Source organism: Paenibacillus cucumis (ex Kampfer et al. 2016) (assembly GCF_019748695.1).
In the GTDB taxonomy this organism is placed as follows: domain Bacteria; phylum Bacillota; class Bacilli; order Paenibacillales; family Paenibacillaceae; genus Paenibacillus; species Paenibacillus polysaccharolyticus.
Genome location: NZ_JACLIC010000046.1, coordinates 27,692 through 48,698 on the forward strand (window position 1 = coordinate 27,692; position 21,007 = coordinate 48,698).

Here is a 21,007-nt window from a genome sequence, read left to right on the forward strand (position 1 = left end):
TTTATCCCATTACAATTCCGCTAGTAATTTTCATGTTCGGAGCATACGTCATATACGTGTGTTCATTGAATTCCCTGGCAAATCTCTCTTCTGCCTCATACTGATGGATGGCTTCCTCGGAAGTTAATCCTCGTCCAATAAGGTGGGCAATGACTTCTTCTCGGTTACCCGGGACAGCCCCTAACCCTTCTTCTTTTAACGCGTTATACAACGTATGTTTATCCGGTTCATCCATCTGTTGATCTAAAAAGTTCACACGATCGCTTACTCGGCATTTCACGCCTCTAACACCAAGCTGACTGAGCAGTGTCGGAATCTTCATTCCTATATTCCCGTCTTTGCCACTCTCTCCGGCAGCCTGCTCATACAACTTCTGAAGTACGCCCAGGTGCACAATGCTGGACTGCTCCATACCGTCTATTGCATAACTCGCCATGTTGGCAATCCAGTGTGGCTCGAAACAAATCACTCGCCCTCCATCCACCACACTGCCAATCATCTTTTCCAATATCACACGTGGTTCTGTCATATGTAACAAAAAAGCATGACTTATCGCGATGTCATAGGCTCGTTCGACCTGCACCGTTTCAATGTCACCTTCTATGAATTCAGCCTGATAAGTTGTGTGTGCGTAGAGTTCTTTCGCATGTTTAATCAGTTCTGATCCTTGATCTACTCCCGTGTACCGTGAGCCAAAAGGCAGGAGCGGGAGTAACTTCAGTCCCATGTAACCAAAACCACATCCATAATCAATCATATGTACAGCTTGCTTAATCTTCCAAACGCGTTCAACCAAAAATTCGAGATAATCATCGTTATAATAAAGCCAGCGTGTATTTCTCAGATACTCTATTTGGTTATCCCAATAATAATCCGACAATAGTTACAACCCTTACTTGTAAACGCATTCACATTTCCAAAGGACTTCATCTAACTTCATTTACAATTCAATACATCTCATTCTAATCCTAAAATATGTCATAGTCTATCCAACTTCAGGATGATATGATCCCGAACTTCCAGCAAATATCACCAGACGGACAGTTTTGTTCTTACGTCATTATCATCCGTAATATAATCCAGCGCTTCGTATCCTATTCTCTTGATATGCTCAAGCATTTCTTCCCGTATTTCAGCATCTTTAATGTATACCGTAACGTAACTGCTATCTATGACAAGCAATGCAAGCTGACAATCACTCTCTGCATAGTCTTCATATGTCTCTATATCTATAATTGCTGTACCTCTCGGATAGGCTTTCAGATTGGCAAAGATCAAATAATACTTGTTATCATCAACAATTTTCTGCAACTCTTCACCTGCCATGCCCATAACCCGGTCTGGAAAAAGACTCTCTCCCAAGCTATTCTCAACCACTAAATAGGACTCTTCCCCGCCAACAAACCAGTCATAATCCGCGATCTTGATCGGTTTCAGGATTTCTCCCAAAAAGCTCCCATATTCATTTGGAATTTGAAATCGTATGCCTCTTTTCATATTGCCTCCTCGTAGTTTTACCCTTTCACTTTCTGCAAAATGATATCGATCACTTCATCCGTTGCCAGATGATCTGTCGCAATTCGGGTTTCGAATGCAGCTTCCTTGAACGCTTCAACACACTTCGGTGCTTGTTGATATTGCCAGCCGCCTAATTCATCTCCGCGTTTAGCAAGGCGATTATATATCGTCTCTAGTTCAGCCGTTAGACAAAAATGATGTAGGTCCGGATCAATCTTCTTTAGCCCACTATAAATGTAATCAAAGTTTGCTTTCTTGTAGAGCGTCATGGGGACAATCAAATGTTTATTGTATTTTTGCTTCACCTCTCTCGCAGCGTTCACCGTCAACACTTTCCAGAGTTCAATATCCTGAAAATCATCGGTGCGCTCCTGTTCTTCCCGATGTTCCTCAGGCAGAAGCTTTCGGATCATATAACCAATCTCTTCGGGATCATAGATCATGCTATTTTCAATTCTTGGCTGTAGCGCCTTCGCTGCTGAGGTCTTACCGGAACCAAACGCACCATTAATCATGATGATCATACACTCACTCCTTCACATCAAATCATATCGGGTAAATACTATATGCCATCTTCAATAAAAATGCAAAATCCCGTCGGGATTGTCCAACAGGATTTTTATAAACTCTAGCCGTTCAAAATTTTCGATTAAGCATCTCACGCTTCGCACTTTCTTGTGTGAAAATATCCTCTCGGGGTACCATGCGTTTGGGAAGTGTGCGCCCTGCCATAATTTCTTTGGTAGCTTGCATCAGCTGAGGTCCAAGTAACGGGTTACATTCCACCACGGCATTAATCTGCCCGTCCGCCAAACTCTGCAGTGCTTTCCGTGATCCGTCTACCGACACAATAATGATGTCTTCACCAGGTTTCAAGCCAGCATCCTGAATCGCCTGAATAGCACCAAAAGCCATCTCGTCATTATGCGCAAAAAGGACTTGTGGTCGCTCTTCTTCCCGAACCTGAAGAAAACCTTCCATCACTTGCCTGCCCTTGTTTTCTGTGAAATCAGCAGGGGCACTTTGCGAGAACAAGATCTGGGCTTTATCCCCTAAAATGCTTCGAAAGCCCTCTCCCCGCTGGATAGACGGCGTTGATCCACTTGTGCCCTGCAATTCAGCAATGCGAATCGTTCCTGGCATATTCCGTAGCCGATCCTGAATATACTTTCCGGCTTTCACACCCTCTTCATAGAAGTCCGAGCCGATCGTCGTTACAAATAGAGAGGTATCTTTAGCGTCAACGGACCGATCTACGATGATGACGGGAATTCCAGCTTGCTTCGCTTCCTGCAGAATGTCATCCCAGCCGGATTCCACCACGGGTGCAATAGCGATTACATCTACCTTTTGCTTGATAAACGAACGAACAGCCTCAAATTGTTTCGTCTGAGACTGCTCTGCATTTTTTATAATAAGGGTAATTCCAGATTCCTTGGCGGCATCCTGAATGGAGGTGGAATTGGCGATACGCCAAGCACTCTCCGTACCCAGTTGCGAAAAGCCCAATATAATGGGTTCTTTGGAAGGCAAGTTATATTCCGCTGATTGCATCCATTCTTCTAACGAGGGCAGGGATTCAACGTTTGAAGGGACAGGAAGAGGTTTGGACTCGGACTCAACCAGGGTGCAGCCTGAAAGACATAACAGTATCAGTAGCAGTACACACAACCAAATCGCATTTGTTTTCACCAATTCCCTCCCCCTCTAACATCATTTATACCAACCAAGTCTGCCAGCCTCTCACTACAATCTGATCTGACGTGCTTTTCTTAAATGTGTGTTGAGAAATTCAACTCGCCAATGGTTATAAAGTGGGTTAATGCAATGATTTGGCGGATACTCGCCGTTCACTGAGAAGTCGTTGGAATAAAATAAAGACAAACAGCATCAAACCGATCACAATTTTCGTCCACCAGGAGCTGAGCGTGCCTTCGAAACTAATTATAGTTTGGATAACCCCCTGGATCAATACACCAAGGAACGTGCCAGCTACGTAACCAACGCCACCCGTCAGCAATGTCCCCCCGATAACTACCGCTGCAATCGTATCCAGCTCCAGACCCATGGCGTGTAATCCATAACCCGACAACATATAGAATGTAAATACAACTCCTGCCAGTGCAGAGCAAAAACCACTGAAGGTATACACCAAAATTTTGGTGCGTGCTACAGGTAAACCCATCAGCATGCCCGATTGCTCACTTCCGCCAATGGCGTACACATTGCGTCCAAAACGGGTGTAGTGGGCAAGGAAGATGGCAAGCAATAAGACGATCAGAGCTATGATTACATTAACGGAAACGAAGCTGCCTCCAGGTAACGGAATCTTGGCTTGTGCAACGTCCGTATAGAACGAGTTGGTAATCGTAATGGTGTCGGTACTGATGACATAACAGAGTCCCCTTGCCAGAAACATACCGGCGAGTGTCACGATAAAGGGCTGAATTTTAAAATAATGAATAATGGCTCCCATCAATGTACCAAACACCGCACCCATTATGAGCACCATGGGAATGACCACGGTAGGCGACCAGCCTTGTTTTTCAACCAAACTCGCACTAATAATCGTGGTCAGTGCAATGACCGAACCGACGGACAGATCAATGCCGCCGGATACGATGACAAAGGTCATGCCAATCGCCGTCACAATGAGAAAAGCATTGTCAATCAACAGATTAAACAGTACTTGTGTGGAAAAGAAACCCGTGTAACGGAACGAGCCAATGGCAATCATAACAGCCAGTAAGCCAAAGGTGACCAGAACCGGGAGCAGCTTTCGATTAAGATACATGGCGATTCACCCCTTGTTCAGCTGGAAACTTCCGCTTTTTCAGGCGATCTGCCATGGTCTTGCGGAAAGCATCGGATTGGATTAGACATACGGCGAGCACAACAAAGGCTTTGACAACGAGTGTAACCTCAGGCGGTACACCAATCATGTAGATGGTTGTCGTTAAGGTCTGGATAATCAGCGCACCGACCACCGTACCCATCAGATAGAAACGTCCACCATTCAGTGAAGTTCCACCGATCACGACGGCTAGAATAGCGTCCAGCTCATACCACAGGCCGGCGTTATTGCCATCCGCACTGGATACGTTGGAGCTGAGAATCAGTCCGGCAATTCCGGCACAGAGACCACAGAACACGTACACGGCAAGGATGACCGTTTTGGAACGAATGCCAGCAAGTTGGCTCGCCCGTGCGTTATTCCCCACCGACTCAATAAACAGCCCCAGTGCTGTTTTTCTCGTGAGAAGTACAGCAATAAGCAGTACCGTCAGTACGATGAAAATTGAGAAAGGTAACGCCGCAAGTGAACCCGCGCCAATGTACTGATATTGTGCATTGGACACCGTTATAATCTGTCCGTCGGTGATTAGTTGCGCAACACCTCGGCCAGCCACCATAAGAATGAGCGTTGCAATAATGGGTTGGATTCGAGCTACGGATACCAGCGCTCCGTTCCACACACCAAGAACAAGCGAAAGACCAATCGATAACGCAAGTGCACTCAGAACAAGCCAAAGTGAACTTTGATCTGTTCCTTTGCTGATCGTCATGCAAGCCATTGCCCCCGAGATCGCAACAATCGAACCTACGGACAGATCAATACCGCCGGTTGCGATGACCAGTGTCATACCTATGGAGACCAGAATCAGCGGTGCGCCGAAATTAAGAATATCGATCAAACTGCCATATAGATTGCCTTCACGTATCACAAGCGAGAAAAAATCGGGTGAATAAATCAAGTTAAATAATAAAAGTAAACCGAGCATACATAACGGCCAAAACAAATGATGTTTTCGCATCCTGCTCATCATGACGTCAACCTCCTGCCATCGCTTTCATAATTTGCTGCTTATTGATCTCTTCTCCACTGAGCTCTTTTACTTTTTTCCGGTCTCGCAACACCGCTACCCGGTCGCTAACCCGAATCACTTCTTCCAGCTCCGACGAAATAAACAGAACACCCATGCCTTGCTTCGACAATGAGAGCACCAGCTTCTGTATTTCCGCCTTCGCCCCGATATCAATACCGCGTGTAGGCTCATCCAGGATCAACAGATCGGGATTCATCAATAACCAACGCGCAAGCAATACTTTCTGCTGATTGCCACCACTCAGGTTTTTGATCAGCTGCTCCGGATTTTTAGGATGAATATGCAACAGATTGATATATCTCTCCGCAAGCTCATCCTGCTTTTTGCGCGAAATAGGCTTCGACCAGCCCCGTGTCGCCTGATAGGCAAGAACGATATTCTCCCTGATCGTCAGATCGTCGATGATGCCTTCGGTTTTGCGATTCTCCGAGCAGAAGGCAATATGTTGGTCAATCGCATGCCGCGGTGACTTTACCGAGTTACCTGTATCTGCAACCGTCAGCTTGCCTTCGTCGGCACGATCTGCGCCAAAGATCAGACGAGCAATCTCCGTACGACCTGATCCGAGCAATCCAGCCAAACCCACAACTTCGCCCTTACGAATCGTTAAATCGAATGGGTCGATCGCTCCTTTTCGTCCCAATCCCGTTGCGGTAATCATAACCTCCCTTGCATCTGTCTCCACTTCTGTCTCTGACTTCCCTTCGATCGTTTGCTTAGGAAGATCCTCTAGTATTTCGAGTTCTTTACCAATCATCTTGAGTACGAGTTCCATACGTGGAAGCGATGCAGCAATGTATTCCCCTTCGAGTTCCCCGTTGCGGAGCACGGTCAGACGATCCGACATTTCGTACACTTGGTCAAGAAAATGCGTGACGAACAGAATCGCCAGTCCTTCGCTTTTCAACTTGCGCATAATCTGGAAGAGTTGCTGCACTTCATTTTTATCCAGACTGGAAGTGGGTTCATCTAAAATAAGGACTTTAGCCGAGATGCTAAGTGCTCTTGCAATGGCGATGAGTTGCTGTACCGCTACCGAATAAGACTGCAGAGGCGCTTTCACGTCGATGACCAGATTTAATCGTTCACGTAAAAGTTTCTCCGCATCCTGGTTCATCTGTTTCCAATTGATTCGGCCATACTTCATCGGCTCCCGCCCGATATAGATGTTCTCCGCTACCGTCAGATTCGGACAAAGATTCACTTCCTGATATACCGTACTAATCCCCGCTTTTTGAGCTTCTAGCGGCCCTGATATGGCAAGCGTTCGACTGTCCATCGTCACCGTGCCTTCGTCAATCGAGTATACCCCTGTCAATACTTTGATCAATGTTGATTTTCCCGCTCCATTCTCACCCATCAATGCATGAATCTCACCCGGAAACAGGCGAAAACTGACGTCAGAGAGTGCTTTAACGCCTGGAAAACGTTTGGTGATCCCCGTCATCTGCAGGATCGGTGCGTGATGATCCTCCACATCCATCTCTCCTTTATTGTAGAAGCCGTTCGCATTCGAACGGCCATCCGATTGGGATAGAAAAAAGTCATTTAGCGACAGTGAGGTCGAAAAATGACTTTTCGGTGTTAACCGCAGCTGCTTTTAATATTGCCGTGATGGCAGTGCTTCTTTGGCTTGCTCCGATGTAAAGGTCGTTTCTTCCGTGACGATACGCGGCTCAATCTCTTTGCCGTCCACCACAGCCTGAACCGCCTCCATCAACTGAGGTCCGAGCAGCGGATTACATTCCACGATGAAGTTGATCTTGCCATCTGCTGCAGCCTGCATACCGTCTTTCACCGCATCAACCGAGATAATGGTGATATCTACACCAGGTTTTAAACCCGCAGCTTCAATGGCCTGAATGGCCCCAAGTGCCATGTCGTCATTATGTGCATAGAGAACGTCGATTTTTTTATGAGCTTTGAGGAAAGCCTGCATAACCTCTTTCCCTTTGGCACGTGTAAAGTCGCCGGATTGGGACGCGATCACTTTCAGCTTGGCATTGGAACCAATGATCTCCATAAAACCTTCCTGGCGATCATTCGCTGGAGCAGAACCTGTTGTACCTTGCAGTTCAACAATATTGATCTCCTCTTGTGCATCTTTATACTTATCGCTCAGCCACTGGCCTGCTTTACGTCCTTCTTCTACAAAGTCGGAACCGATAAACGTCTTGTACAATGATTTATCCGGTGAATCTACGGCGCGATCCGTCAGAATGACCGGGATGCCCGCATCCTTTGCTTCTTTTAAGACCGTATCCCAACCAGACTCCACCACCGGAGAAAAAGCAATCACAGTCACCTTCTGCTGAATAAAGGAGCGCAAGGCTTTGATCTGATTTTCCTGTTTCTGCTGCGCGTCCGAGAATTTCAGATCATACCCGGCTTCTTTGGCTGAGTCCTGAATGGATTTGGTGTTGGCTGAACGCCAGCCGCTCTCCGCACCTACTTGAGAAAAACCAAGTGTAATCGTCTTGGAAGTCGCAGGTGCACTTCCGCTATCTCCTCCAGAACTCGCTTGATTTGTACCAGATGCCCCATTACCGCTGTTACACGCTGTACTTACAAGCATAACCATCGCCAGTGTGATGGCGAGTCCCCACTTTTTTTTGCTTCGCATCATGTGATCCTCCCTTTTTCAGTTCACCTTGTGTGGTGTGATCACATTATAAAACGTTTACATCATTTACTAACATGGAATGTGATGCGAATTTTATGTAATAATTTAGTAATTGTGGAGGGCATGTCATATAAACGTGTAATTTTTTTAGTGAATGGTGTACTATTTTGCGATACGCTTTCATTGTTCAAATTCATGTTATAATAATGCTACCTTTAGATCCTGATTCCTTCAGATGGAGTGGAATACGTTGAAACTTGTTAGGTGGATAGCTTCAAGCCTCAGACTTAAATTACTCAGCATGTTTATCATCCTCAGTTCTGTACCGCTGATTATCGTTGGATTAATTTCGTACCACAAGTCATATACCGTTGTATCGAATCACAACAAAGCCTCCACCCAACTGGCTGCGGACCAGCTTGCCAGAAATATTGACATCATGTTTGAAGATACGGAGCGGCTACTAGAACTGGGCAAGAATCCACAAGTTCTACAGTATTTGTACGCACAATCCGAGTCGTATGGCGAAGCCAAGGCTATTTTACAGACCTACAATCTATACCGTGAAACCTACAAATACGATAAGGTACTCAACATCTCATTTGTTAACTTCTATGGCAAAGGCATCAGCGAACGAAAAGGAGTATTCAAGCTGGAGCGTAACCCGCTTCGCAATCCCTATTTTCAGTATCTGGTACAGTACCCAAACGCTATTTTGCGAATTCCTCATGCTGCACCTTATGCTGAATATAACCGTTTGGATGGATTCGCGTACCCAAAAGAGAATGCGCTTTCAATTATGACAACCGTCAAGGAACGCATTACACATGAAGTCATCGGCTTTATTGTGATTGATATGAATGATTCATTCATTGATGAATTTTTGACAACGACGAAAATTAAAGATTCCGGCTTCTTCTATATTAACGATCAATATGGGAAAACACTTTTCACACCGCCTGCGGGCGAGGCCTCTCTCGCCATCATCAACCAGATCAACTCCGTGCCTCTACACGCAGAGCAAGACAGCTTCAACTTGTCCGCAGGCTCGAAACCGCAGTTTGTCGTATATAGTACATCCAGGCAGACGGGATGGAAAATCATCGGAGCTGCGCCTTTTCAGGAAATTATTACGGAGGCCAATGGCATCCGCCAGCTAATTATCATCAGTGTTTTATTAAGCGCATTTTTTGCGATTTCTTTATATTTTTTCCTGAATAACAGACTCATTCATCCCATACAAATTCTCATGAACAAGATGCGTAAAGCGGCTAGCGGATATCTGGAGGTCAAAGTCACCCCTACCGGTTCGGACGAAATCGCGGATTTAGGGCAAAGCTTCAACATCATGCTGGAGAAAATTAAAACGCTGATTGACCAAAGCATCAAAGAAAATGAACAAGTCAAAATAGCCGAATTACGAACGTTGCAAGCGCAGATTAATCCGCATTTTCTATACAATACGCTGGAGTCCATCATCTGGATGGCTGAAGCCGAAAAAAAGGAAAGTGTGATCAAGCTGGTTCAGGCGCTCTCCAGGTTCTTTCGGTTGGGTCTGAACAAAGGCTTTGATTGGGTATCGATCCAAACAGAGCTTGAACATGCGCGCAATTATCTGGTAATTCAGCAGATGAGGTATCACGATATTTTGACATACGAAATCAAGGTCGAACATGAACTTCAAGAGTATCCCATTCTGAAAATGACACTACAACCTCTGATCGAAAATGCCATCTATCATGGAATCAAAAACAAACGGGGTCAAGGACTCATCTCGATTCAGGGATACTCGGACGATACAAGCATTGTGCTCACGGTGCGTGACAACGGCATTGGTATGAACACCGAACAACTGACACAGTTGAGAGAAAAATTAGATCAACCTGCTGGTTCCCGTTCTCCTCAAGAAAATGAGCAAGACGGCGGGTTTGGTCTGCTGAATGTGCATGATCGCATTCGTCTCTATTTCGGCCCATCCTATGGTGTTGAGATGGAGAGCACGTATATGGAAGGAAGTACATTTCAGATTCGCATCCCCAAAAGCAAGGAGGTTCAGCATTGAAAAAGGTAATGATTGTCGATGATGAGATCGGGATTCGGGAGAACATACGCAACAGCGTACAATGGGAAAAGGAAGGTTTTCACTACTGCGGAGATGCACCGGATGGGGAGCTGGCTTTACCCTTAATCGAAGAATGGGCACCTGATATTCTCATTACCGACATTAAAATGCCGTTTATGAACGGTTTAGAGCTGGCCTCTATCATCCGTGCGCAAAAACCTCATATCAAAATCATTATTATGAGCGGACATGATGAGTTCAGTTATGCTCAGGAGGCAATCCGGCTTGGCGTTACCGAATATTGTCTTAAACCCGTCAGTGCAACAGAACTTCTTCAGATATTGCATGAAGTCAGCCAGAAGATGGATGAAGAAGAACAACGACTGACCAGTCTTACGATGACCAAAGAAAAATTGCTCGCCGATCTGTGCGGTGGGCTCATCGGTACATCGGATGCCATCGATTCTGCCAAAAAGCTCTCACTATCTCTTTCTGCCAAATTCTACACCATTGTCATTATGGATATCAGACCCCATGATGATTCTCAAAATTCGGAGTTATTATTAAATAAAACAATTCGGATTCTGGAGGAATTCTGTAGCGTTGATGTGGAATTTCTCTCTTACATTCGTAGCCGGACGGAACGGGTGCTGTTGCTTAAATCCAGCTCCGAAAACCGTATTATGGCTTATCTGGAACAGCTTCGAGGACAGATACGTCTGGATCTGGAGCAACAATTCAACTGCAGTGTCGTTATTGGCATTGGAAGTCATCAGGAACGCCTGCAAGGCATTCATGTTTCCTATCTGGAAGCGGATGAAGACAAATATATCACGCGTTTGACGCAGCAAAACAAAGCCTCGTTACGAGAGATTCACCTGGATGAGAAAATGAATATTTTGTTAGATCGCAACCGGTTTCTTGAATTTCTCAAGATTGGTGACCTCCATCTGCGTGACAGCTTTGTACAGGAATTCGCAGCTCCATTACAGTCGATAGACTGGAATTCTTCGTCGTATGGCGTTTATTTGTTAAACGATCTTACTCTTGAATCCTTCCGTATCGCGAATCAAATCTTTCGTATGGGCGCTGACCCGGACGAAAACATTCGGAGCTTGCAACAGATGATCCGGGGAATTACAAGCTGGGAAGCCTGTACCCGATACTTGTGTGATCTGCTCGATCAATTATGGCAGCGAAGAGCAGCATCTTCTGGCAAATACAGTGATGTCATTGATCAGGTCAAAGCGTATGTGTCTGGGCAATACAATAACGAGCAGGTTTCCTTGAAGAGTATCTCAGCACATGTGCGTATTAGCCCAAGCCATCTCAGTAAAATTTTCAGCCAGGAAACAGGTCAGACCATAACCGAATACTTAACCCAAGTGAGAATCGGCAAAGCCAAAGAACTGCTGAAAACAACGAGCAACAAGACATTTGAGATTGCATTCAAGGTTGGATATAACGATCCACACTATTTTTCAAATATATTCAAAAAGACAACCGGATTTACGCCCAAGGAATATCGCACACGGGGGGCCGTGGTACCCGATGAATCATCTGAGGACATGAGAAAAGAGCCGATGTATGAGTAAGCTCCAAAGTGCTGGCTGGTTCTTGTTGTTAATCTTGCTTGCATCATCGATAACCTCTTGCACGAGAGCCCCTTCGAGTTCAACGATCCATTCGGATTCAGGTGATTCACATCCCAAAAATCAGGAAGTAAGCCAATATGTTGCTACAGCTGAGGAAGCATCCGCGTCCAAAAACAAAACTTTCGGAATCATCTATCCGATGACCTATCCGACATATGAGATGATCACAATGGATGCTACACAATCTGCTGAAAAACATCATGTGACGCTTACCGTCAACGCGCCAGACGAAGCAAGTACCGAACAGCAAATACGCATTCTGGAAAATATGATCAAACAACATGTTGACGGAATTGCCATCGCTCCTATTGATATTGCCGCGCTTACACCGGTCATTCATAAAGCTAGGGCAGCAGGTATTCCGGTGATTACATTTGAATCGGATGCACCTTCCAGCGATCGAATGGCGTATGTTGGAGCGGATAATTATCTAACGGGCCGACAGTTTGCTCAGACCACAGCCAGGCTCCTGAATAATGAAGGCATGATTCTAGTCGAAAGTGGTATGGAAGAGATGGTTGGTCTACAGCAACGTCTGGACGGATTCATTGATTATATTCGTAATGACACTGACATCGAAATTTTGGAAGTCAGATACAATCAAGGCAATGAAGATCGAGCGGTCAACGATATTGAATCCATGATTGATGCGCACCCCCATTTTAATGCAGTGGTGGGGCTGGATTTTGTATCCGTTTCCGCCTCTACCCTTGTTTGGAAAGCCAAAGGCTTGAACCGGCATCTAATCGCTTTCGGTGGCAATTCAATTAGCGAAAAAGGACTGTCAAATGGGCAGATATCAACCGTGATTTCACAAAATGAGCAGGTATGGGGAACAAAAATTATTGAGACGCTGCTGCGTGCAAGCGAGGGACTTCCTGTTGAGAATTTTATTAATACCGGGATAAAGGAAATCAACCAAACTATACTTCCATCTGAATAGTAACGAATTGAAATCACCCTATAGAAATAGCCTTTCAGAGGGCTTCGCTATAGGGTGAAATTTTATCGAATCATGTAGAGAGTATTATCTTTTTTAAGACACTTCTGCAACGACTGAAGACCGCAAGCCCTCAATGAGGATAAATAACGTCAACGCTTGTCCATAGCCCATCGGACTAATCGGTATTTCTTTATAAAACTGGGCATCATGCCCTACAGGTGTTCCATAAGATACTTGCTGTACGACTCCGGTTTCATCAATATGCTGCAACACGGCTTCAAGCGCCATCATCCCCGTATCAAGATAGGATTCATCCAGGTAGCCGTACCGGATTCCCTTGAGAATTCCGTATCCAAACGCCGCCGTTGCGGACGTTTCTTTATAGGAGTCTGGATCATCCAGTACCGTATGCCACATGCCATCCTCATGCTGTAGCTTGCTAAGTGCTCTGACTTGCGCAGTCGCTGTATCTAGCAGATAAGACTTCAGCCCATCTTCAATGGGGATGATATTTAGAAAATCCATCACTCCGGCCGTGTACCACGCATTGCCTCTCCCCCAATGAACAGCACCATAGTTATGGTTTTCATTGAAATCCCAGCCGTGATAGAACAATCCGGTTTGTTTATTGTATAGATATTTAATATGCACAAGGAACTGTCGCTTGGCTTCTTCCACATAGGCTGGTTTCTCAAAGTGCACTCCTGCTTTAGCTAAAAACAACACCGTCATAAAAAGGGTATCGATCAGAATCTGTCCGTCATTTGCATCTCCCGTGATCATATGCTGAAACGCACCATCTCCGGTCCGTAGCAGTTCATCCATAATCCAGCTGCTCCATTCTTCACAGACACGTTCGTACTCATTGTTTCCGGTCAGCTGGCTTAGTGTCATTAAAGTAAGCAACGGTGCACAGGTATTCACATTTTTCTCGGGTAGTCCCTCCATCAGCCTGGCATCATACCAGGATTCAAGAAAACGAAGCACTTCAGCATCGTTGGTTGCTTCATAGAGCTGAAGGAGACCGTAAAGTCCGACCCCTTGAGGCCATTCCCATAGATGAATGTCGATCAGTCCAATGGGAAACTGTTCGTTGATGCTTGTGTTTTTCATCGATTTCATCGCACCTGATACCTTGCTTATTTTCTCCATAAGCATATCTTGATTCAGCATGATTGTTTCACTCCCCAGATTTTATTGCACATGATTCAACGTTTGATGTTATCTAGATGCAACTGTCCCATAACACCATGACCTGCATGTACGATTTCCTCTCCTTGGACAAATAAAGGTTTGTTCATTCCCCACTGAACGGAACCGTATATTGGATCGGTCAGGCTAAGCGTCAGAGAAGTACTGTCGAATTGCGGGCTGGAAGAACGAACTTGGTCTATAAAATGGCTAAATGATCCGAATTGAGATTCATTGCCTGCTCTAATAATCCAGGCATTACGTAATCCAGGGGAAACAAGCTCACGCTCTCTGGTCACTCCGTTCTTCTCCATGCTCGTTCCATTCGCTGTATATAGAGCCACATACCCTTTATTCAGACAGCCAAAATACCAGTTCTCATGTTTCTCCCATGTCGTGAAAAATGACGTAGGAAAATAAGCATGTGTCCAATCCGAAGTATGCGTTGCTGGAATATCAAACATCATCAAAGCGATTGCTTCATGCTGAACAACGTCAGGCAAAATACCATTTCCAGCCCAGAAACAAGGTCTACCATCCCCATGTTTGTATATCTCTGCGGGATGATTCACCCATACCTGCGCCTCTGGCGACAGGGACAGATGGTTGACATGTTCCTGATAACCTGGCTTGCCTGGTCTAAAGTTTATAATGGAGGACAGGGCGTATGTTGCTGTTCGATAGTGATAGAGTTTGGCATACCCTCCCTTTCCCTGCTGATTGGTAAACGTTAACTGTTGATTTTCCTCAAGCAACAGATGTTCCTGATAAGTCGCAGGAGGGATATAATCGGATAAACTCAGAGCCACGTTACTAATCGAATAATTGTTCACATGACCGACACCATAACCGATCCAGCACATAGACGTTGTCCCCGCGGCATAACTCCCCAGCAATTCCTTCTCGTAGCTACGCCCAAACGTGGTGGACATTACCCCTTGATGCATCTGTATCGTAATATAATAAAATAACAAATCCATTGCTTTTTTCGCTTGCTCTCTAAGTTGTTCATTCTGAGCAAACTCGTAAATATGCAAGAGTCCAACGGCATCAATGGGAATGTATGCACTAGAATTCCATTCAGCCAATCCTTCTTCCATAAAGCGTTCAAACCATAAAGCAAGCCGCTGCTCTGCCTTCTGACGATGTACTTCACCTGTTTCACCACTATTCGTGAACATTTCTTCCCCAAACAATTGCCCCGCTAACAGTTCGTTCGTATGGAACAACAACGCATGATTCTCACTGAAAAACCACATCACATCATCGCCAGGTTCATCGATCCAATACCGATAATTCAGGATACTTGCTTTTACCCGCTCCCAGAATGCTTCACTGAACAACCCGCTATCTCGTTCATCTCTCCATAGCCGGAACAGCCCTACGAGATAAAAATCACTACAATCCTTCCGCTCTTCAATGCCCTCCACACCTTCTAACAACATGGTCTCCGCGTCTTGCACATTGCCATTTGTTTTTAGCATAGCGATCGCTGTGTGAATGTTAGAGCTACCCTTCTCGGCAATACATTGCAGAGCCAGCAATTTGCGGGCTTCAATATCCTTGGCTTGTTGAGCAGCCTCATCATATCGGGTATCGTAGGATTGGCAGCCAAACTTTTTGGTGAGAACTACGTTTGAAACCGAAAGGGTCAGCGTGAAATAGACGTAATGATGTCCAATTTCATTGGTATGTCCCAGAACCAGCTCCGCTTCCTTCTCGGCGATCTGTATCGTCTTATTTTCGGTGCCATCAAAGAAATTGCCATACTCAACACGCACCTCTCTGACGATATCTGGCAAGGAAAGCGGAAGCTTCAGTTTAATCTGTTCGCCTTTAAAAATATCCGAAGGAAAGTAAGCTTGTTCCAGAGCACGCTCGGCGGATCGCACAGGCTCTACCAAATGGGAAGCAATAGGCAACGAAACATACAATTCTTCTTTTCCAAGATATTCTACGGCAAAAGCATACATCGTATCTCGTTCAGCCAAATCCTCCCAGCAGGCATAAATCTCATTGACTCCGGCTGTAAGCTCAGCTTGAATTACGATTTCCTGCTCCTTATTACGAACAAGTGGCGCAAAATCCGTGACCTGTTCTCCATTGATCCACAGTGTCAGGCTTCCATACGTTTTGATTCGGAATGACGCCTTATGAGCGGTTGGAGAGACCAGACGTGTCGCGGCATAGCTACGTAGATGAGTGGGTACAAACCAGAAACCTGATTTCTCTACTCGCGGATTACCCCAGGGAGAATAAATCTCCCATCGCTTTTCACCCTGTTCTCCACGAAATGGATCTCCCGGACTCGGGAACTCACTCCATTGATCGAAAAATCGGGATACAGGCTGTGATCTTCTATTTTCAACAAACTCCTGCCTGCACGGGTTTTCGTGAATAGCAAATCCATCGATAAGCCAATCATTAATATCTCCCTCCATCGTTGTTGGAACAAACGCAACAGACTCCGTATATATACCATTGATCAACCAATGATTGATCACTTGATCTCCGCCTAGTTTCATCGGCTTGTAATTTAAAGTTTCCGTCTCGCCCGGGGTGGATTCTATCATTTAACTCATCCTTTCATCCCTGAAGTAATCATACCGCTGACAAAATAACGCTGGAAAACCATAAATACAATTAAGACCGGAAGCATCGTAATGACGGACATCGCAAGCAGGCTTCCCCAATCGACATTGTATTCCCCAATAAAATTAGAGAGCGCCAGCTGAATGGTGTATTTGGATGGATCACTGATTGCAATTAACGGCCATACGAAATCATCCCATCTCCACATAAAAGAAAAGATCGCAAGTACAGCCAGAATGGGCTTGGCTATCGGAAGAATAATGCTCCAGTAAATTTTCCATTCGCCAGCTCCATCCATACGAGCCGCTTCTAACAACTCATCCGGTACGGTCAGCAAATATTGCCGCATAAGGAACACACCTGTCGGCGTTGCTGCAGGCGGAATGATGATGGCAAGCAGGCTGTTATATAAACCAAGTGCACTTAGCACTTTGAAGATTGGGATCATAATGACCTCAATCGGGATCATAAGTGTTGAGATAAAAGCAATAAGTATAATGGAGCTTCCACGGAAGCGATATTTGGCGAGTGCAAACCCTGCCATGGAATTGATCAATAACAGCAATAACGTTGAAGATATCGTAACGATCGTGCTATTCATAAAATACAAGCCAAAATCACCTTTTTTGAATGCCGCTTTGAAATGTTCGAAGGTCACTGGATCTGGCCACAATTTAGGAGGAAAGCTGTATAGATCGCTATTGGTTTTCAGAGCAGAGATCACAACCCATAGTACAGGCAGGAGCCATAACACTGCGGCCACACTCAATATACTGTAGATTGCAATTTTGGCCATAGGTTTCATCACCATCAGACAGCTCCTCCTTTCGATAAGCGGAATTGAAGTGCCGAGAAACCGCCAATAAGTATAAACAAAATAACGGACATGGCACTGGCAAGACCTAATTCCTGCCTGTTAAATCCAATCTCATAAATGTATTGAACAATAAAGGTCGTTTCTTTACCTGGCCCACCGCCTGTAAGCGCAAACATAAGTGGGAAGGCTTTAAACGCGTCAATCAGACAAAGCATAACCACGAGTAAACTTGTCGGCTTCAATAGCGGCAGGGTAATATAACGAAAAACTTTGGTGCCCGTTGCTCCATCCAAGCGAGCGGCCTCATAATAATCTGTGGGTATAGCTTGTAACCCCGCAATAAAAATGACCATGAAAAATCCTGCTCGTGACCATACCGTCGCTACAATAACGGCCGTATTGGCCCAGAAAGATGAAGTTAGAAAGCCTACGGGTTCTGCACCTGCCATCGTTAACAGATGATTCAGAATGCCGAAGGAATCTCCGAAAATCCACTTCCAGGTTAAACCTACAATGATAAAGGAAATCATGGTTGGCCAGTAAAAGATAGCTCTGAAGAAACCGCGCATACGAATCTCACGCGCCAGCAACAACGCAATGCCTAAAGCCGCTGCATAAATTAACGGAACAACAATGACAGCATAAACGCCTGTTCGCCCTATGGTTGACCAGAACTCCTGATCCGTCAGAATCTTCATATAATTGTCCAGCCCATTAAATTTCATCGGATTCAACCCATCATAGACATGGAATGAATAGTACAGCCCCAATAAAGAGGGAAAGACAATAAATGTACTAAAGATCAGGAGATTCGGAAGTATGAACAGATACGGAGCGATAACGAGTTTCCTGTTCTGTTTGGTCAATGTTTTATGATTTGTTCGCTGTGCTTCACTCATCTGCGTGCCCCTTCCCTATAAATTAAACAAAAGGGAGGCCTAACTGGAATCGCTAAGCCCCCGGTTGTGATGAACATTTGGCTTTACGTTTAACTTTGTGTTTGGTTAGCCCTTATTGACTGCCAATGGCTTCATTGATCTGCTTAGCCATCTGATCCAATGCATCCTGCGGGGTTGCTTTATCGGATAACACGTCCATAATATGATTTTTCAAATCCGTAGAAATCTTGGATATAAGCGTTTGTCTGGACCAATCATTCGCTGCAAGAGGCGAACTGTTTTTCAGTTCATCCGAGAAAACTTCAAACATCTCCTTGCCAAATTCATAATTCAGTGTGGAACTGTCCTTCCTTGGACTCATGAACAAGGACTCCTGATTATATTTGGAATTCACTTCTTTGGACGTCAAATATTCAATAAACTTTGCAGCTTCCTCTTCCTGTCCGCTGCCCTTAAAGGCCATAAGGAACTTCCCTCCGGGTACGGAAGAACGCTGCGTTCCTTTTGGCATGTAGGTGACACCCCATTCGAAGTCGGTAATATCCTTATAATTGCTAATCATCCAGTTGCCAGCCCAGTGCGCCGCTACCGTTCCGGAACGGAACAAGTTGTTCGGATTTTCTCCACCCAGCCATACCGATTCAGGCATGATACCCTCTTGATGAAGCTGTTTGAACATCTCCATGGAGCGAATCCCAGCTTCACTGTTAATCGCTGCTGCACTGCCATCCTCTGTCAAGATGCTTCCGCCATTCTGGTACAACAGCGTAGACCACCGATGGGGAGTGACATCCCAAACCATACCATATCGTGCTCCACCTTTGTCCATCACCTGCTTTAATGCAGCGATATATTCATCCCAAGTCCATACTTCATCTGGAGAAGTTGGCACCTTGACACCGGCTTTATCAAACAAGGTTTTGTTATAAATCAATCCATTTGCTGTAACATCCATCGGTGCGGCTACCAGTTTGTTATCCATAACATAGTAAGGTTTAAGCGAGTCGATAAATTGATCTTGGAATTGTTCCGCATTCTGTACATAAGGGGTAAGATCAACAGCCTGATTGGCAAAAGACCCCGTATCCGTCACCCGGCTCAAGGCTGGTGGTTTACCTCCGGATAACATCGTTTTCAACTTGGTTTGAATATCCTTGAAGCCGACTTCAATCAGATTGATTTTTACGTTAGTATTACTTTGCTCGTATTCCTTAATGACCTCCTTGATGACTTCTCCTTCTTTCCCATCAGAGAACCATAAGAAATCAAGAGATTTTTGTTTCCCATTAGCGTTGTTACCTGCATCTCCACAAGCGCTCAGCAGGATGAGCACCGCTGTCAGTAACGCGCTGATGCTCATCTTAAACCATGTTTTTCTTGTCATTTTAACCTCTCCTTAAGAAGAATTAATGATTTTGGGATACATGAAGCAATTCGTTTTTACGGAACAACTGTGGAGAAACACCGACGTATTGTTTGAATGCTCTGCTGAAATACACAGGTGTATTGAAGCCTAATGTCTCGGATATAGACAAAATCGGTGCATCGGTAGATAGCAACAGCTTTTTGGCCTCTGCCACCCTTTTTCGTATGACATAATTGCTGATGGTATATCCCGTTGTTTCTTTGAAAGAATGACAAATATAATATTTATTCAAATGCAGCGTTTTGGAAAGTTCATCGAGCGAAACGTTCTCCGCATAATTTTGGTTCAAATAATGAAGAACCCGGCTCACACTGGACTGCTTCTGTGAGGAAATCAGAATCGGATCGACCGATTGCTCCGTAGTCATTTTTCGATAAATCCGCAGTAGCAACTGAGTAAGAATCAATTTAACCATCGTTTTGCATCCCGCACTTCGGGCATCCATCTCCTCTTTAATCCCTTTAAATGTATTTGAGATGTATTCACGCTCCTCCGGGGACCAATGTACCAATAAACCGTCGGGGTGACGGAAAATAGACATCAGATTCTCTAATTGACTAAGTTCGAGCATATCTAATAGCAATATTTCCGTAAAATTAACAAAACTTCGCTTGTACACAATCTCTCTCGAAGGATTAATTCGATGAGGAACTCCACCTCTGAAAATAAACATATCACCGGGCTTCGGCTTATAGATTCGATCACCGATTAAGAAGGTTGCATCCCCTTGGATGAAATAATGAATCTCATACCCGTTATGTGTATGAATGGGCCATTCATCCTGAAAATTGTCAGCTTCCGAGCGCACATAAACTTCATTTTCCTGCAATGCCATATTCGTCGGGGTGTGTATAGTTAACATTCAATAAAGATCTCCCTTCTCTGAATACAAATAGCAATATAGTTTAATCATTTGTAATGATAGCGCTTTACAATGAATTGTATCACAGATATTTCGAACTAATATGAACTATATTGCTGTATTGTTGATCACAATTGTTGCAAATGATTCCAAAGGATTTCATGTATCTACATGCTGGAAATAAAAAAACCACGTCATAGCTCTCAGTCTACGACGTGGTGGATCAACCATTATTGAATAGTACCTCCCGATTTACTCCTTGTTTTTACTCTTCTTTATTAATTTATCAATAATCAGACCCAACGCTGTCCAAAAAAGCAGATGTAATCCACATATGAGAGGCTTAAACAAGTACGTTGTCTCCGGGTTCATATTGATGTCTGTTAGCCAGCGGTTTAATAGTGGATTGAATGGATTCGTTAAATATATCAAAATGTTTTTATCGTCATTGCCCGTTAGGTTATTGAAACACACCAGTAATGAGAAAAGGACTAACCAAAAGGTCAGCCTTTTAAATATGTTCATCTTCGTC

Annotated in this window: 17 protein-coding genes; 3 read left to right on the plus strand and 14 right to left on the minus strand. The window is 44.7% G+C overall.

What is annotated here, in order from left to right; translation table 11 throughout:
- Window position 1: 1 nt before the first annotated feature.
- The 8 genes from H7T88_RS25220 to H7T88_RS25255 all read right to left on the minus strand — a co-directional run bounded on the left by H7T88_RS25220 (window position 2) and on the right by H7T88_RS25255 (window position 8,031).
- Complete coding sequence (locus H7T88_RS25220) at window positions 2-880, minus strand: class I SAM-dependent methyltransferase (RefSeq protein ID WP_221791005.1); 879 nt, start codon at window positions 878-880, stop codon at window positions 2-4.
- A 149-nt stretch (window positions 881-1,029) separates the two neighbouring features.
- The gene (locus tag H7T88_RS25225; protein ID WP_221791007.1) at window positions 1,030-1,497 is read right to left on the minus strand and encodes a DUF2691 family protein; all 468 of its coding nucleotides are present in this window, start codon (window positions 1,495-1,497) and stop codon (window positions 1,030-1,032) included.
- A gap of 17 nt (window positions 1,498-1,514) precedes the next feature.
- Window positions 1,515-2,042, minus strand: coding sequence for an ATP-binding protein (locus H7T88_RS25230; RefSeq protein WP_221791009.1), 528 nt, complete (start codon window positions 2,040-2,042; stop codon window positions 1,515-1,517).
- 112 nt (window positions 2,043-2,154) lie between these two features.
- Window positions 2,155-3,210 (minus strand): ABC transporter substrate-binding protein, encoded by a 1,056-nt coding sequence (locus tag H7T88_RS25235; protein WP_221791011.1) that lies wholly within the window; start codon window positions 3,208-3,210, stop codon window positions 2,155-2,157.
- 127 nt (window positions 3,211-3,337) lie between these two features.
- Window positions 3,338-4,312 (minus strand): galactofuranose ABC transporter, permease protein YjfF, encoded by a 975-nt coding sequence (gene yjfF, locus H7T88_RS25240; protein WP_221791013.1) that lies wholly within the window; start codon window positions 4,310-4,312, stop codon window positions 3,338-3,340.
- A complete protein-coding gene (locus H7T88_RS25245; protein ID WP_154886263.1) occupies window positions 4,302-5,345 on the minus strand; it encodes an ABC transporter permease in 1,044 nt (347 codons plus the stop codon). Before H7T88_RS25245 ends, yjfF begins: the two co-directional genes overlap by 11 nt.
- A 4-nt stretch (window positions 5,346-5,349) precedes the next feature.
- On the minus strand, window positions 5,350-6,882 hold the full coding sequence (locus H7T88_RS25250; RefSeq protein WP_312027657.1) for a sugar ABC transporter ATP-binding protein: 1,533 nt from the start codon (window positions 6,880-6,882) through the stop codon (window positions 5,350-5,352).
- 123 nt (window positions 6,883-7,005) lie between these two features.
- A complete protein-coding gene (locus H7T88_RS25255; protein ID WP_251503159.1) occupies window positions 7,006-8,031 on the minus strand; it encodes an ABC transporter substrate-binding protein in 1,026 nt (341 codons plus the stop codon).
- 298 nt (window positions 8,032-8,329) lie between these two features.
- On the opposite strand from H7T88_RS25255, the gene H7T88_RS25260 reads away from it, so the two are divergent.
- The 3 genes from H7T88_RS25260 to H7T88_RS25270 are packed head-to-tail and all read left to right on the plus strand — an operon-like array spanning window position 8,330 to window position 12,688.
- Window positions 8,330-10,090 carry a cache domain-containing sensor histidine kinase gene (locus H7T88_RS25260; protein WP_260511135.1) on the plus strand — a complete coding sequence of 587 codons (1,761 nt, stop codon included), beginning with the start codon at window positions 8,330-8,332 and terminating at the stop codon, window positions 10,088-10,090.
- On the plus strand, window positions 10,087-11,685 hold the full coding sequence (locus H7T88_RS25265) for a response regulator transcription factor (protein ID WP_221791019.1): 1,599 nt from the start codon (window positions 10,087-10,089) through the stop codon (window positions 11,683-11,685). The genes H7T88_RS25260 and H7T88_RS25265 overlap by 4 nt, the downstream gene beginning before the upstream one ends.
- Window positions 11,678-12,688 (plus strand): sugar ABC transporter substrate-binding protein, encoded by a 1,011-nt coding sequence (locus tag H7T88_RS25270; RefSeq protein ID WP_154958860.1) that lies wholly within the window; start codon window positions 11,678-11,680, stop codon window positions 12,686-12,688. Before H7T88_RS25265 ends, H7T88_RS25270 begins: the two co-directional genes overlap by 8 nt.
- Window positions 12,689-12,781: 93 nt before the next feature.
- On the opposite strand, the gene bglB is transcribed toward H7T88_RS25270, so the two are convergent.
- From bglB to H7T88_RS25300, 6 genes are all read right to left on the minus strand, one after another.
- The gene (gene bglB / locus H7T88_RS25275) at window positions 12,782-13,861 is read right to left on the minus strand and encodes a beta-galactosidase BglB (protein ID WP_154958861.1); all 1,080 of its coding nucleotides are present in this window, start codon (window positions 13,859-13,861) and stop codon (window positions 12,782-12,784) included.
- A gap of 35 nt (window positions 13,862-13,896) precedes the next feature.
- A complete protein-coding gene (locus H7T88_RS25280; protein ID WP_154983807.1) occupies window positions 13,897-16,452 on the minus strand; it encodes a hypothetical protein in 2,556 nt (851 codons plus the stop codon).
- Between the two features lie 5 nt (window positions 16,453-16,457).
- Window positions 16,458-17,282, minus strand: coding sequence for a carbohydrate ABC transporter permease (locus H7T88_RS25285; protein ID WP_154886269.1), 825 nt, complete (start codon window positions 17,280-17,282; stop codon window positions 16,458-16,460).
- Complete coding sequence (locus tag H7T88_RS25290; RefSeq protein WP_154886270.1) at window positions 17,282-18,187, minus strand: carbohydrate ABC transporter permease; 906 nt, start codon at window positions 18,185-18,187, stop codon at window positions 17,282-17,284. Before H7T88_RS25290 ends, H7T88_RS25285 begins: the two co-directional genes overlap by 1 nt.
- 112 nt (window positions 18,188-18,299) lie before the next feature.
- Window positions 18,300-19,571 (minus strand): ABC transporter substrate-binding protein, encoded by a 1,272-nt coding sequence (locus H7T88_RS25295; protein WP_154983808.1) that lies wholly within the window; start codon window positions 19,569-19,571, stop codon window positions 18,300-18,302.
- Between the two features lie 22 nt (window positions 19,572-19,593).
- Window positions 19,594-20,475 (minus strand): AraC family transcriptional regulator, encoded by an 882-nt coding sequence (locus H7T88_RS25300; protein WP_154886272.1) that lies wholly within the window; start codon window positions 20,473-20,475, stop codon window positions 19,594-19,596.
- Between the last annotated feature and the right edge of the window lie 532 nt (window positions 20,476-21,007).